Source organism: Flavobacterium piscisymbiosum, from assembly GCF_020905295.1.
Lineage (GTDB): Bacteria > Bacteroidota > Bacteroidia > Flavobacteriales > Flavobacteriaceae > Flavobacterium > Flavobacterium piscisymbiosum.
This window is the reverse complement of the sequence record NZ_JAJJMM010000001.1, coordinates 2,602,984-2,617,625: the sequence shown is the minus strand read 5'-3', so window position 1 is coordinate 2,617,625 and position 14,642 is coordinate 2,602,984. Positions and strand designations below refer to the sequence as shown.

Annotated in this window: 10 protein-coding genes; 7 read left to right on the top strand and 3 right to left on the bottom strand. The window is 32.9% G+C overall.

Annotated features, from left to right (window positions below; all coding sequences use genetic code 11):
* Positions 1–4: 4 nt before the first annotated feature.
* Both LNP81_RS11365 and LNP81_RS11360 read right to left on the bottom strand, forming a co-directional pair.
* Positions 5–1,996 carry a S41 family peptidase gene (locus LNP81_RS11365; RefSeq protein WP_230035887.1) on the bottom strand — a complete coding sequence of 664 codons (1,992 nt, stop codon included), beginning with the start codon at positions 1,994–1,996 and terminating at the stop codon, positions 5–7.
* A gap of 96 nt (positions 1,997–2,092) precedes the next feature.
* The gene (locus LNP81_RS11360) at positions 2,093–2,341 is read right to left on the bottom strand and encodes a hypothetical protein (RefSeq protein ID WP_230035885.1); all 249 of its coding nucleotides are present in this window, start codon (positions 2,339–2,341) and stop codon (positions 2,093–2,095) included.
* A gap of 385 nt (positions 2,342–2,726) precedes the next feature.
* Between LNP81_RS11360 and LNP81_RS11355 the strand changes: the two genes are divergently transcribed.
* The 4 genes from LNP81_RS11355 (at position 2,727) to LNP81_RS11340 (ending at position 10,456) form a co-directional block, all read left to right on the top strand.
* Complete coding sequence (locus tag LNP81_RS11355; protein ID WP_230035883.1) at positions 2,727–4,919, top strand: peptidase domain-containing ABC transporter; 2,193 nt, start codon at positions 2,727–2,729, stop codon at positions 4,917–4,919.
* A gap of 2 nt (positions 4,920–4,921) precedes the next feature.
* The gene (locus LNP81_RS11350) at positions 4,922–6,214 is read left to right on the top strand and encodes an HlyD family secretion protein (protein WP_230035881.1); all 1,293 of its coding nucleotides are present in this window, start codon (positions 4,922–4,924) and stop codon (positions 6,212–6,214) included.
* A gap of 143 nt (positions 6,215–6,357) precedes the next feature.
* A complete protein-coding gene (locus tag LNP81_RS11345) occupies positions 6,358–6,900 on the top strand; it encodes a Riean_0653 family protein (RefSeq protein ID WP_230035879.1) in 543 nt (180 codons plus the stop codon).
* A 268-nt stretch (positions 6,901–7,168) separates the two neighbouring features.
* Positions 7,169–10,456, top strand: coding sequence for a T9SS type A sorting domain-containing protein (locus tag LNP81_RS11340; RefSeq protein WP_230035877.1), 3,288 nt, complete (start codon positions 7,169–7,171; stop codon positions 10,454–10,456).
* A gap of 466 nt (positions 10,457–10,922) precedes the next feature.
* Here the strand turns inward: LNP81_RS11340 and LNP81_RS27460 are convergent, their stop codons facing one another.
* Positions 10,923–11,048 carry a hypothetical protein gene (locus LNP81_RS27460; protein ID WP_346432738.1) on the bottom strand — a complete coding sequence of 42 codons (126 nt, stop codon included), beginning with the start codon at positions 11,046–11,048 and terminating at the stop codon, positions 10,923–10,925.
* A 598-nt stretch (positions 11,049–11,646) separates the two neighbouring features.
* On the opposite strand from LNP81_RS27460, the gene LNP81_RS11335 reads away from it, so the two are divergent.
* The 3 genes from LNP81_RS11335 (at position 11,647) to LNP81_RS11325 (ending at position 14,563) form a co-directional block, all read left to right on the top strand.
* On the top strand, positions 11,647–12,111 hold the full coding sequence (locus tag LNP81_RS11335; protein WP_230035875.1) for a JAB domain-containing protein: 465 nt from the start codon (positions 11,647–11,649) through the stop codon (positions 12,109–12,111).
* A gap of 259 nt (positions 12,112–12,370) precedes the next feature.
* Complete coding sequence (locus tag LNP81_RS11330; protein WP_230035873.1) at positions 12,371–13,177, top strand: helix-turn-helix transcriptional regulator; 807 nt, start codon at positions 12,371–12,373, stop codon at positions 13,175–13,177.
* Positions 13,178–13,249: 72 nt separating this feature from the next.
* Positions 13,250–14,563 carry a PDDEXK-like family protein gene (locus LNP81_RS11325; protein ID WP_230035871.1) on the top strand — a complete coding sequence of 438 codons (1,314 nt, stop codon included), beginning with the start codon at positions 13,250–13,252 and terminating at the stop codon, positions 14,561–14,563.
* Positions 14,564–14,642: the final 79 nt, after the last annotated feature.

Below are 14,642 nucleotides of genomic sequence, written 5' to 3'. Positions count from 1 at the left end.
GATTTTAATATTTTTTAATAAACTTTAAAGCCTCCAGGAGAACTTCATCTATATTTTGTTCAATTCCTTTGCGAGTTGGTGACACTTTAATATCTGGAATCATGCCAATTCTTTGCGTTTCTTTCATATCTGGATAAAAAATTCCTATTCCAGACATCATTGTAGATGCATTTCCAGGTAAAATTATCTCCGATACATCTCCATCGGCTCCGGCAGTCTGGCTCCCTATTACAGCTACATTAGGTAAAACTCGTAATGCCATAACAGTAAATTCAGCACTACTTTGTGTGTTTTCATCTATCAATACAGCAACTTTACCTTTATAATAATCCGGATTGTTATCTCCAACTGTAATGGCACCTTTTACCTTAAACTGCCCTATTTCTTTTAGTGAAGTAGCTGAAAATTTTGCAAATTCTTTTGGTTCCGGCATCATTAATCCTCCAATTATATCAATAATGTAATCGCTTGGATAACATCTTAAATCTATTACAATACCTTTTTTATTTTTATATCTTTTTAAAATTTCTTTGAGCTCATTTTTTTTAAGGCTTCCCGGATAGATATAGCCAATATCACCTGCAAGTTCTACGTTTGAAGGCTTATTTTGATTAAAATAATTAATTTTTGTAGAATTTGCCTGGATATTAAAATTCTTATTGTTTCTTCTGACCCGGATCTCTACATCATTTTTATTGGTCAAAAATAGCTTTAGTATTACGTCTCTATTTTGTGAAGAGACATTTGAAGCAATGGTATATTTGGTAAGTCTTGCGATGCGTATATCAATTTTTTCTCCATCAAAAGCCAAAATCTCATCACCGGTTTTTAACTGTGGTATATTCTTAAAGTCGGTTACAATAACTTGATTATTTATTATTTTAGCTGTAATTGGAATTTGATTCTCACCAAAGTAATGCTCAATTTTCTCTCCCATATTGTATATTGATGCATGTGAATCTCCAGTTTCTTTAAAAAGCTCAATAAGTAATAATTTATATGAAAGTTCGTCATCAACAAGTAAAAATTTAGGAATATATTTTTTTAAGATATCCCCCCATTGTAGATCTGTTAAATTTTTATATGGAAATAAGTACTCAATTACACTCCAGTAACGAAACAGAGCAATTAATTTTAAGCCATCATCATCATATTTCATATTAGAATATGCTGATTCATTTTTAAAAACAGGATTCAGAGTCTTTTTAAAGTCAAGATAATAATGAGCCCTTATGTTTTGATCAGCTTTTGTTAATTTTTCTTTCCAAATCTGAAGTTCAGAGTCAAATTCTGGATTATTTATAAGATGGAGTTTTCTAATTAATTCATAATCAAAATTGTAATCCCCTTTCGCAACACTTGCACTATGATACTTTAAATGCCCCCATAATTTGCCTAGTTTTTCTATATTCTGAATTTGCAAGATTGTAGGATTATTCAGGTAAAAATTACTACCTTGATCAAATTCTTTATCTTGCTCAGCTAAAGCAGGGGACATTGTATCTTGATATAACTTTTCAATATTTACTCCATCTACGGAGACTTTGAAGTTATCAAACCAAACCTTTCCTTTACCTGTTAACAGCCCTCCAATATATATAGCATCAGCGTCATCATGATAAGGTACGGTAATTTTGTATTTTGTCCATTCAAAAGTGCCTTTAAGATCCATACTGAGCATATTGTTAAATTCAACAGCATCATTATCCTTATCAATTCTCAAAAGCAGACCAACCTGCCCTGAAACGTTGGATGCTTTAATATACCCCTCCAGAGTAATTTCCTTGCCGGTAAATACATTGGGTATCGAGTAAACTATACTACCAAATTTTTCGGATTCAAAAGATTTGATCGATACTGAATTATTACCCGAAATTTTGTTGGAACTATCAATCGTTGTTTGTAAATCTCCCCATTCAAACCAATCCGAAGGTCTGCCTTGAGAATCAATACTCTCGAAATCCATGTTTAATTTAGGCTGATTTTCTTGAGCCATTACGCAGCCCGATATGAAAAATAATAAAAGTCTGATATATTTCATGATAAAAAATATGGATTGGCAAAGCCAATCCATAATTAGAGTGTTATTTCATTAAGCAACTGTACACTGCATTGTATTTCCTGTAGGATTACAAGTAATTACAGTGATTCCCTGACAAAATCTATCTCTAGTGATAGGAGGACATAAAGTAGGAGACGTATGGCAAAATGGCATTAATAATGTCATAAGTTTTTCATTGTCTTCTTTAGTACCACCACCAACGATAGTCTCCTGTTGAAGTTTAGAAATTACCTGCTTGTTTAAAGCAAAAGATTTTAAGGATTTTTTTTTGTTTTCCATAATTTAGAATTGGATTAAATTAAATTAAGTGACAAAAATATAAACTAAAACTTATAAGTAAAATTTTTTTTATATAAAAAAACTTATATTTTATAGTTTGAATTATTCGATTTATACTGGTGAGAAAAATGTTAGTATCGAAAACTCATACAGAAGTTTGCAGTAGTTTTAAATTACAAATTCACCTATCAATAAAATTTAGAACAATAAAAAATTATAAAATATAAATTAAAACTTATTAAAAAAATTATTAAAATAAAACTTTACACATAACTTTGAACGCTATAAAAAATTATAATTTTTATTTGGTCTAAATTAGTTTAAAAAGAATAATTATAAGCTAAAAAAATATATTTATTTTCTTATAAAGTAAAAAATAAAAAAATTGTCAAACTTTCCATTTTACAAACAAGCTGATTTTAAAGATTGTGGACCGACATGTTTAAAAATAATAGCTAAACATTACGGAAAAACAATCCAAATTCAGGAGTTAAGGTATATTAGCGAAACAACTCGTGAAGGTAGTAACTTGCTTTTTTTAAGCGACGCCGCAGAGAAAATTGGTTTTAGAACTCTAGGCGTAAAATTAAATCTGGAAGGATTACAAGAGGCTCCATTGCCTTGTATTTTGCATTGGAACAAAAACCATTACGTAGTACTTTATAAAATTAAAAAAGATACATTCTACATTTCAGACCCCGCTTTTGGTTTAATTAAATATAACAAACAGGATTTTCTAAAATTTTGGATAGGAAACAATGCAGACGATTCTACTCAGGAAGGCGTGACATTATTGATGGAAGCTTCTCCAAATTTTTTTCAGTCAGAATTTGATAAAGAAGAAAATAAAGGATTAGGTTTTAGTTTGTTGTCGCAATATGTATTGCGATACAAATCATTTTTAATTCAACTTAGTATAGGATTATTGGCCAGTAGTTTATTGCAACTGATTTTCCCGTTTTTAACCCAAAGTATTGTGGATGTTGGTATACAGAACCAGAATATTCATTTTATATATTTAATTCTTTTTGCTCAATTATTCCTTTTTGCCGGAAGAACAGGTTTAGAACTTATCAGGAGCTGGATATTACTGCATCTTTCTACCCGAATCAATATCTCGCTAATTTCGGATTTCTTTATTAAATTAATGAATCTCCCCATTTCATTTTTTGATGTTAGAATGACCGGAGATATAATGCAGCGAATTAACGATCACCGCAGAATCGAAAAAATCCTGACCACATCATCCTTAAATGTTTTGTTTTCAACACTTAATATGTTTGTTCTTGGAGGAGTGTTGGCTTACTTTAATCTTCAGATATTTTTTGTTTATTTTACCGGAAGTATTCTTTATTTTGGATGGATAACCTTATTCTTAAAACGAAGAGAAGTTCTGGATTATAAACGATTTGCCGAGGTTTCCAATGAACAAAACAAAGTCATGGAACTCATCAACGGAATGCAGGAAATTAAACTTCATAATGCCGAAAAACAAAAACGTTGGGGTTGGGAATATGTTCAGGCAAGACTTTTCAGGGTTTCGATAAAAGGATTGGTTTTAGAGCAAACCCAAACCATAGGTTCATCAGTAATTAATGAATTAAAAAACATCTTCATTATATTTCTTTCGGCCAAACTGGTAATTGACGGCTCTATAACCTTAGGGATGATGCTGGCAATAAGTTCAATCGTAGGAAGTTTAAACGGACCAATTACGCAACTTATCGAATTTGTGAGGGAACTTCAGGACGCAAAGATTTCATTGGCCAGATTGTCTGAAATTCATGAGAAAGAAGATGAAACCCAACAAGAAGTTCATCAGACAGGTGATGTTCCGTTCGATTCTGATATCGAGATAAAGAATCTATCGTACCGCTATCTGGGATCGGATGTTCCGGTTTTAGATGATCTAACACTAAGGATTCCTGCCAATAAAGTCACTGCAATAGTAGGCGTTAGCGGAAGCGGGAAAACTACCTTAATGAAACTGCTTCTCAAGTTCTATGAACCCGAAATAGGAGAAGTTCATATTGGAAATACACAACTTAGAAATATTTCGCAACGCGCCTGGAGATCTAATATTGGGGCTGTTATGCAGGAAGGTTTTATCTTCTCAGATACCATTGCCAATAATATAGCTATTGGTGTTGATAAAGTTGATAAAGAGCGCTTGGTATATGCTGCAGATGTGGCCAATATAAAAGAATATATTAGTGGCCTACCATTGGGTTATAATACTAAAATTGGTGCCGAAGGAGTAGGAATGAGCACAGGACAAAAGCAACGTTTATTGATCGCAAGAGCCGTTTATAAAAATCCTGAAATCTTGTTTTTTGATGAAGCTACATCGGCCTTAGATGCAAATAATGAAAAAGAAATCATGCGCAAACTGGATATTTTCTTTAAAGATAAGACCGTTGTGGTTATTGCACACCGATTGAGTACAGTAATGAATGCTGATCAAATCGTGGTTCTGGATAAAGGAAAAATTATAGAGATTGGTAATCATTCTGCTTTGGTAGAACAAAAAGGAAATTATTTTGAACTGGTTAAAAATCAATTACAATTAGGAAATTAATCATGGCAGAAGATACTACATTCGAATTAAGAAGTGAGGAAGTTCAGGACATCCTTACCAGAGTACCCCACTGGATGATACGTTGGGGAACCGTTTTGATATTTGTAATTATTTTTATGTTGTTTTTTGTATCCTGGTTTATCAAATACCCGGATGTTGTAAATACCGAAATTGTCATTACAACCAATATTCCGCCAGAGAAGATAGTTTCGAAATCTTCCGGGCGTATCGAGGCTATTTTGGTAAAAAACAAATCGATAGTTTCAAGAAACAGCACACTCGCAATTATCGAAAACACAGCCAATTACAATGATGTTTTTTTATTGAAAAAAATCGTTGATGAATATAATGTCAACAACCCACAAAAAGCTTTTCCTTTTGCTTTGCTAAAAAATGCACAATTAGGAGAAATCGAAAGTGCTTTTGCTGTTTTTCAGAAAGATTATCAGGCCGAAGAATTAAATAAAGATTTACAGCCTTTTCAGGTCGAAAACAGAGCGCAGGTTTCAGAGAAAGTTCAGATCAAAGAAAGATTAGAGATTTTGCAACAGCAAAAGGTCATTAACGAAAGTGAATTGCAGCTTCAGAAAAACGAAATAGCACGTTTTGAAACTTTATTCAATAAAGGCATTATTTCAGCTCAGGAAATGGAGGCTAAAAAGTTAGGTTATCTTCAGGCACAGAAGAATTATAAAGGGCTTTTAACGTCTATTTCTCAATTGAAGTCCTCTTTGATTGATAATTCAAAATTAAGTCAGAATTCGCAGATAAGCGGCACTAAGGAAGAAGTTACTCTTGGCAGAAACATGGCGCAATCTTTTTATCAGCTTAAAAAGGTAATAAAAGATTGGGAATTGGCTTACGCCTTAAAATCTTCAGTAAGCGGAGTAGTTACATTTTTGCAGGTTTGGACAGAAAACCAAACCATAAATGTTGGTGATAATGTGTTTTCGATTATTCCGGACACAAAAAATGGTTTTGTCGGGAAGGTTAAAGCACCGGCTTTAAATTCCGGAAAGATAAAAGTAGGGCAAACGGTAAATATTCGATTAGCGAATTTTCCGGACAGAGAATTTGGTGTGCTAAAAGGAAAAATCCAGAATATTTCATTGGTTCCGGATAAAGATGGAAATTTGTTATTAGATGTTGCTTTGCCAAACGGATTGCTAACGTCGTATAAAAAACAAATTTTGTTTCAGCAGGAAATGAAAGGAACTTCCGAAATTGTAACCGAAGATCTAAGACTAATCGAAAGGATTTTATATCAGTTCAAGAGTATTTTCAAGCAGGTTTAAATATTTACTTGATTTGGATATTTAAATAATAAGCACAGAGAATTTAAAAATGCAACTGTATTAACAAACAAATAATTAGCAAAATTAATGTAGACTTTATCTTATATTTAAAAAAATATTACATCTTTACAAAAACTTTAACTATGAGAAAAATATTATCATTATTATTAATTTTATTTCTGTTTAGTTCCTGTGACAAGGACGGTAACCTTATAAACGAAAAAGAGAAACTACCTCCAATAACAAATAGCGGAACAAACACTGTCGGATGTTTAATTGATGGAAAAGTATTCCTACCACATCAAAGCGGTATTAATCCTTCTGTAAATTGTTTTTATCAGATTGAAGGGGGAGAACAATATTTCGTTATGAATTTCGCAGATCTTCGCAATGGAAAAAATGAAATGGTTGTACTGATGCTTAGAAAAGTTGAAGTAAAGGAAGGAGAAGTTTATAAATTAAATAAAACATTTACCATAGCACCTGAACTAACTGGGGCATTAGGAGTTTACAGTTCGGCAGAGAGTCAGTTGTTTTACACTAATGAAACAGTGACCGGTGAATTGAAAATAACACATTTAGATGAATCAAAATCAATTATTGCAGGGACTTTTTGGTTTGACGCTGTAAGTGATAAAGGTGAGAAAGTACAGATAAGAGAAGGACGGTTTGATTGGAATTATTAACATTAAAAAAAATTAAATGATAAAAAAAATTACTTTTTATGCATTCATTCTGCTTTTTAATATTCTTTCAGCTCAGCAGACACAGAATACTGAATTCAAAAATGCCGCGAATCAGGTGTTTCAAAACTTAGACAAATCACGGATTCCTAACGGGGTCTTACTTGATTATGGTATGGATTTCACCAATCTATTGGCTTTTGACGGCGTATTACGAGATTCAACATTAACCACCTCACAAACGATAACAGATATTTACAAGACGCTATTAATGTCCAGGGTCACCCAAAGTTCATCCGGATTCATATCTCTTCAGGAATATTCAACGAGATGGTACTCGCAACGTGAGCCAGGTGTAATGATATTAAGCGGGCTCTTTTTTAACTACAGTAAATTTGATGAAAACGCTTATCCGTCAAAACTGAATTATGTGAATAATCAGTTTTCTGATAAATTTACTGGCGGTGTATGGCAAAATCCTTATATCCAAAAGCAAGTATTTGCTGTATCGCCGGCTGTAAACAATCAAAATGAGTTACACCTAAAAGTGAAGCTGCCTTCAAATCTTTTTTTATCCAATAATAGCGCTGGAATTCAAAATATTCAAATTGATTTTTCTGACAATCAAGGGTATCAAAATGTTAATTATGACCAACTAATCAATGTAAATTATTCAGTGGAAGGCTACTATACTTGGAGATACAAATTAACACTTACCAATGGACAGATCCTAAATGGGCACTCTAAAGTAAAGATAGGCAATCCAATTGTTGGAGAATGCATTAATTGTGAAGGACCAATTCATGGCCCTTATTTAAAAACGGCTTCAACTCAAACTTATTATACTGCTGCTGATGATAAAATCGCCATAACAGCAACTACTCCCTACAAAAATCAATTAGGTAAAGCGGTACTGCATATTAACTATGCCAGTGCCGATCATCAAATACGAAAACCTCTAATTGTTGCAGAAGGTTTTGATTTAGGCGTCATAGTAAGCCCTGAACAAGAGGAAGGATTAAATACCAGACAACAGTTTATTAACAAATACACTTTTTCCGGTTCAAACTTACCATTAGCTCTCAGCTCATATGACATAATTTATGTCAATTGGAAAAATGGAGTTGATTTTATTCAGAGAAATGCATATGTCCTTGAAGAGGTGATTAAATATGTCAATACTAGAAAGGCGGCAGCTGGGAGCACGACTCCAAATGTAATTATCGGCCAGAGTATGGGCGGATTAATTGCAAGGTATGCACTCCGCGATATAGAGCTGAACAGAAACTTTAATCATGATACTCAAATGTACATTTCACACGATGCACCGCATCTGGGCGCTAATACGCCCTTAAGTGTGCAGTATGCCATGAGACATATTCGAAACATATATGTGAGTTCGCCAATTGCTATGATTACAGGTGAGTCTGATATTCCTGTTATTTCAAATCTTGCAAATGGAATTATCGATCTTATAAACAGTAATAATGGTAACAATACCGATCTTAATGAAATTGATTATGTAACTCCTTTGACTGTTTTTTCAGCGTCAGATGCTCCTGCTGCAAGACAAATGATGGTTAATTGGATGAACAGAAAATATGAGATAAAAAATGGAATACATGATCTCTGGCAGCAGGAACTAACTGAAATGGGATATCCTCAAGGTTACCCAGGCAAACCAATTAGAAATATTGCCATCGCAAACGGAAGTGAATGCGGGGTACTTCAACCTGATAATGGTAATATTATGAGTTATATTAAGACTGCGGGAAGCAATACTGCATTATCAAATTACATAGGTATATTAGATGGAGTTTATGGAACTTTTTTATCTCGACCTGATATTGTAAGTGTTGGTTTATTACCAGGTAATTCAAAATGGGAAATTAATTTTCAGTCTAAATACATGACTGTATTAAATGACAATAAAAACATATATCACGGTAGTATAAAATATAAGAAAAAAGTTTTATGGTTTATTCCGGTATCTATTACAGTTTCTGAAAAAAACGTTGGGCAGCCTAGCAATATTCTTCCCTATGATATATACGGAGGAGGAAGACAACAAACTTCTACCGATGACTTAGTTCTTGATGGAATAGTTTCAAATTCTTTTAGCTTTATACCTACGGTAAGCGCACTTGATATTGGAAAAGGTTTGATTGTACTCAATGATAGTGATTATAGAAAGTCATATGTCGGAGAAACTCCTCCTGCTGCTCCGAAAAATACTGCATTTCAAAACTTTGTGACTGATTTTAATAAAAACAATCCTGCTACCAGCAATTCAGGACATATCAGTTTTAATGCTAGAAACGGAAACTGGCTTTCATCTGAACTTGCTGCATTAAGTAATCCTGCCCTCACTCCTATTAGAACAAACTGTTCCTTTATATGCTCAGATGCACAAATACAGGGAGATAACAGCTTATGTAATATCGGCACTTATTCCGTTCCAAATATTGCTGAAAGTTATAATTGGAGCATTACTCAGGGATCCAATCTTGTCGCTCTTTCTGGAAATGGAACTTCAACAGTTTCCCTGCTTTTACTTTCTCCAAAATCAACAGGCCAGATTACATTAAGTCTAACAATAGGAAGTACAGAGTGCGGCTACAGGACAATAAACAAGCAGATAACAGTTGGTAATATTGCATTTAATGCCTCAATAGATGGACCTTTCAAAATTTGTGAGAATGATATAGTTACTTACACTATTCCGGGAACCTGCGCTTCTGTACCGGCTATAGAATGGTCTGTTACTCCAAATCTCACCATACTTTCAATTTCAGGCTATTCCGTAACAGTGAAAGAAAATACTGGACAGGCAGGATCTGCAGAATTAACTGCCACTTTCCTATCAAATGGCTCTACAATGACAAGAAACCTTCAAATTGGTGATAACCAATATTTTGCAGCAAATAAAACTGTCTTCCATTACCCGACCGATATGTACAACAATTATTATAATGGTACTGAATACGTTTTTAATATGATGGTTCTTCCAAATAATGTAGATAGCGAATATACCTTTTCTGACTTTAAAGTGAATGGAGTGCCAGTAAATATTAGTGCAGAAAGAAAAACGAGTTCTCTTTATACGTTTTGGGTTCCAACGTACATGGCAAACGATATAGAATGTCCTGTATTAGAGTATACTTTGACCTGCACGTCGCGATGTGGCGTAATCCGTTCAATTCCTGGAGCTGTTGCAATTACCTGCTTAGGTTTCTTAGATCCGGGCCCCCTTGAACCATTCGAACCATTCGAGCCGTTTCAAGGTAGAACAGCAGCAAGTAATCAAATCAGTTACAAAATCTATCCTAACCCAAGCAGTAATATTATCAATATAAATCTGGCTGATGAAAATTACAGACCAGTATCAAGCAGTATAATCAGTGCTGAATTATATAATATCACTGGTGATCTGAAATCTGCTGTAGCAATTAAAAACCATACTGCGCAACTCAATGTTTCTAATTTACCGCTGGGAGTCTATGTAATCCGAATAAACATTGATGGCAAGATTGAAAGTCATCAGGTTTTAATAAAATAAACCATCAATTACAATATATAAAAAAGGTTTTGAGTTAATCTCAAAACCTTTTTTTTTTGATAATTCTAAAATATTCGAAGTACTTAAACTTTGTTGATGACTTCTAACTAACCATACACGTATTATCTTCTTTATAAAACGCAAAAGGCGTTATTTCAAAATATAAGATACCCTCTTAGGGTATAATTCAATTTCACTTTTGTATCCTGGATGATATGACGGTGTGTACTTAATGTATCCGAAATCCTGCAGCTGCTTAAAATATTTATGATAGGTCGGCAGGGTATTTATGTGCGACAAAGCCATTATCCTGCTTCTGCTCACATTTATTGTACGTCTCTGCCCCTGCTTATAACCTAAATTTAAAACCGCAGTTAAAATTGCAAGATGCCATACATTAAGATCCGGATCATTAATATATAGAGTTAAATAGTTCATGATCCGCACTTCTCTATTATTCTTCTTGTTAGTCATCATCGAAAAGTTTTTGAAGGTCCTCTCTATTATAATAATAAACTCCCAATACTTTTTTAAATCTCACTTTTCCTCTCACCCTGAGATTTTGTACCGAGCCGGGAGATATATCGAGCATTTTTCTGACTGCCTTGCTTTTGAGCCATTCAGGCTGTGAGGATTCTCTTTGGACTTGATTAATTCTCTTGAAAGATAATTCGAATATTATCCAATAATAACAGTCCAAACTGTCTTAAATCGTGTTTTGTTACAATTTCTTCCATAACATTTTTTTTAATTTTCGTCCAAATGAAAATACACGCTACTACGTTTGTTTTTATTCTTGGTTGGGACATATACAAGATATCCGTACTGATCGAGCTCACGCATGCATTTGTGATAGGTCTTTGGCGATACTATTTTAGCAATCTTTTGAATTTCGATGCTGTAATCAAAATAAATTCGACACATTTTTGTTTAATTAAAAAGTCTTGGGACAGGCCATAATAGTCAACCCAAAGTTTGGTACGCTCAAAACATTCAAACATGTTGCAGCTTTACTAAAGCTGTTATTTATATGTTATTAATAGTATCACAAAGTTTGGAAATCTTCAGCGGTTCGCTGCAAAAAATTCCCCCATAAATGTACAGCTAAAACTGTACTTTATTGCGTTGCTTTTTGCGCTCGCTCGAAGATTTCCGGGTGTAGTTCCATTATTAATTTAAAATATAAAATCATGGAAACTACCACTCAAAACTGGCAAATGGTCACAGAAATAGAACTAGTTTACAAAACAAGAGTAAAAGCATCTGAAAGACCTCAGATCAAATCCTCAAAAGAAGCCTATAATTTACTTAGATCCACTTGGGATGAAGGCAAAATTGAATATTTCGAGCAATTTAAAATTCTGTTTCTCAATAATTCTTTCAAAGTCCTTGGACTCTACAAAATGTCTTCAGGCGGTATTACGGGAACCATTGTAGATATTCGCATGGTATTCTCAGCAGCCCTCAAAGCCAATGCCATCAACTTTATACTTGTCCACAACCATCCCTCAGGAAGTACACAACCCTCCGAAGCTGATAAGTATATCACTAAAAAGATCAAACAGGCAGGAGAACTCCTCGATATAAAATTATTGGATCATCTGATCATTACCTCAGAATCCTATTATTCTTTTACAGATGATGGCGCCTTGTAAGCGCCATTTACCATTTTTTATAGTACTCAAGATCATGTTTGGTAAAAATTTCAAAAGAATTATTCACCATGCTATTTTCGACGAATTAAAATTTAAGGCACAATGAAACACTCCGTCATAAATTGGCAGACAAATAAATTATCTTTGAAAAACAAATAAAGTCATTATGTCTAAATTAATATATTTCAAAAGGTATCTTTACATTATAGATCTTCTAAGAAGTCGTCCTTGCAGCTTCTCTGAGTTACAAATGCAAGTAATGCGTAAACTTGAAAATGAGGATATTGACACTGCATTCGAATATGCGATTCGTACCTTTGAACGTGATAAAAAAGATATTGCAACGCTATTTGGCATTGTAATAAATTATAACCGAAAAGATAAAAATTACACTATTGACGAAGAAGAAATAGAAGATCAGTCAGTTACCAGAATGATAGATGCCTTCTCTATTCATCATGCTTTACAAGAGGGAAATAAATTGTCTCCTAGTGTGTTTTTAGAAAAACGAAAGTCATCCGGAACCGAACATATTTACGGTATAATACACGCCATTCAAAATCTACTGCTCCTAAAATTTACCCATAAAAAACACTGGGAAAGTAATTATTCAGTACGTGAAGCAAAACCTATTGCAATAAAAGAATCACATCAGCGCTGGTATTTGGTAGCTCTGGACAAAAAAGACGATATTGTAAAAACTTTTGGACTAGACCGAATAACAAAGCTTACTGTTACAGATACCAAATTCAAACCGATCCCATATAATGTAGAAAAGGAATTCCAACATGCCTTTGGTGTAGAAACGTATTCACCGGCAGAAAAGATAATCTTACAGTTTTCAAATCAGCAGGGAAACTATATTAAAACATTCCCCCTTCACGAATCCCAACAAATTATCGAAGAAAAAGAAGATGTCTTACTCTTAGAGATCTATATTCATACCACTAATGATATTATAATGGAACTAATGAAATATGGAGCAGATGTCAAAATTATCTCTCCTGCTCGACTTCAAAATGAAATCAAAAAAAGAATCGCTGAAATGACAAATCTCTACATATAATAAATTTTATAAGTTCTATTTAAATCAAACTTAGCTAACTTTTCCACAGAAAATAACATTATACCAACTAATATGACAGAAAATACAATTGAAGAAAAAATAAACCTATCCACAATAAAAAATCTACTTGAAAATGTACATGTGATTCAAAATAAATACGATGATATTGCTGATATTACCGGAGAAAAATTTAATGTTTTTTCTGTATTGAATTTAACCAGTAATGAAGTACGAACCCATTCGGCATTTATTGGGGAACTATTAAACATAAAAGGTTCACATGGCTTAAAAGATATTCCTTTACAGCTTTTTATTAAAATACTAGAAGAAAAATTCATTCTGAATCAAGAAGATGAATCCGAAAATAAAATTGGACTCGATAGATTTAAATTTAATACTGAAAATGCTATTACGATAGTTGAAAAAAATATTAAAAAATTAAATGAGGACAAAACAGAAGGTGGGCGTATAGATATAATTGTCGAAGACAAAAATAAATGGAATGCACTTATTATTGAAAACAAAATATATGCAGGAGAACAAGAAAATCAACTGATCAGGTACTATAATTACTGCAAAGAATATTTTCTAAAAGAAACCCCCATTTTATATTTAACATTAGACGGAAGCTCCCCAACTTCTGGAAAAGGACTTATTAAAAAACAACACTATTTTAATATTTCCTATAAAGAAGATATTATTAATTGGTTAGAACTTTGCCTAAAAGAAGCATCAGATAAACCAATGTTACGAGAAGTAATGAAACAATATATTTATTTAATTAAAAAATTAACCGGCCAAACAATAAATAAAAAAATGAGTGAAGAGATACAAAATATAATTTTAAGAAATTTTTCAGCAGCTGAACAAATCGTTAAAGAGTTTGACAAAATAAAATATAAAATTTCTGGAAACATAAGAAACCGCATAACGGAGGTTTTAATTTCAAAATTGGGTTCAAAATATAATGTATTTACACGTAACAAAGTTGGAGATACAAATTCTGGGATATGGTTGGAATTAAAGGATTATGAAAATACAGGAATATATTTTGGAATAGAGCCTTTCAGTGGAAAAGGAAACGTTCGCAATGAATTATTTTTTGGGATTTTAGACTTAAATGATAAACATAAAAACATTTTCCAAAATCATAATTTTAAATGTACCAGATGGTGGAGAGATGTAGATTTTTTCGACAATCTAGAAGATTATAAAAATAATCAAATAAATTTTAGCGATTCTCAATTCATAAGTTTTCTAGGCCAAAATCCAATAAAACAAGACGAATTAATCAATAAAATAGCAGCACAAATGATTGAATTCATACAATCAAAAGAGGGTTCTTTAATCAATGTATGTAAAGAAATAAACGGAGTAAATAATTAAAATTCTAGTTTTTCATTCCTAAAAATAACACTATAAAGCAATAAAAATCAAAGCATTAACAACAAATTCCATAATACTT

Coding starts and splice junctions, on each gene's coding strand:
- LNP81_RS11365 (WP_230035887.1), bottom strand. CDS start 1,996: ATGGCTCAAGAAAATCAGCCTAAATTAAACATGGATTTCGAGAGTATT.
- LNP81_RS11360 (WP_230035885.1), bottom strand. CDS start 2,341: ATGGAAAACAAAAAAAAATCCTTAAAATCTTTTGCTTTAAACAAGCAG.
- LNP81_RS11350 (WP_230035881.1), top strand. CDS start 4,922: ATGGCAGAAGATACTACATTCGAATTAAGAAGTGAGGAAGTTCAGGAC.
- LNP81_RS11345 (WP_230035879.1), top strand. CDS start 6,358: ATGAGAAAAATATTATCATTATTATTAATTTTATTTCTGTTTAGTTCC.
- LNP81_RS11340 (WP_230035877.1), top strand. CDS start 7,169: ATGTCCAGGGTCACCCAAAGTTCATCCGGATTCATATCTCTTCAGGAA.
- LNP81_RS27460 (WP_346432738.1), bottom strand. CDS start 11,048: ATGCTCGATATATCTCCCGGCTCGGTACAAAATCTCAGGGTGAGAGGA.
- LNP81_RS11335 (WP_230035875.1), top strand. CDS start 11,647: ATGGAAACTACCACTCAAAACTGGCAAATGGTCACAGAAATAGAACTA.
- LNP81_RS11330 (WP_230035873.1), top strand. CDS start 12,371: ATGCGTAAACTTGAAAATGAGGATATTGACACTGCATTCGAATATGCG.
- LNP81_RS11325 (WP_230035871.1), top strand. CDS start 13,250: ATGACAGAAAATACAATTGAAGAAAAAATAAACCTATCCACAATAAAA.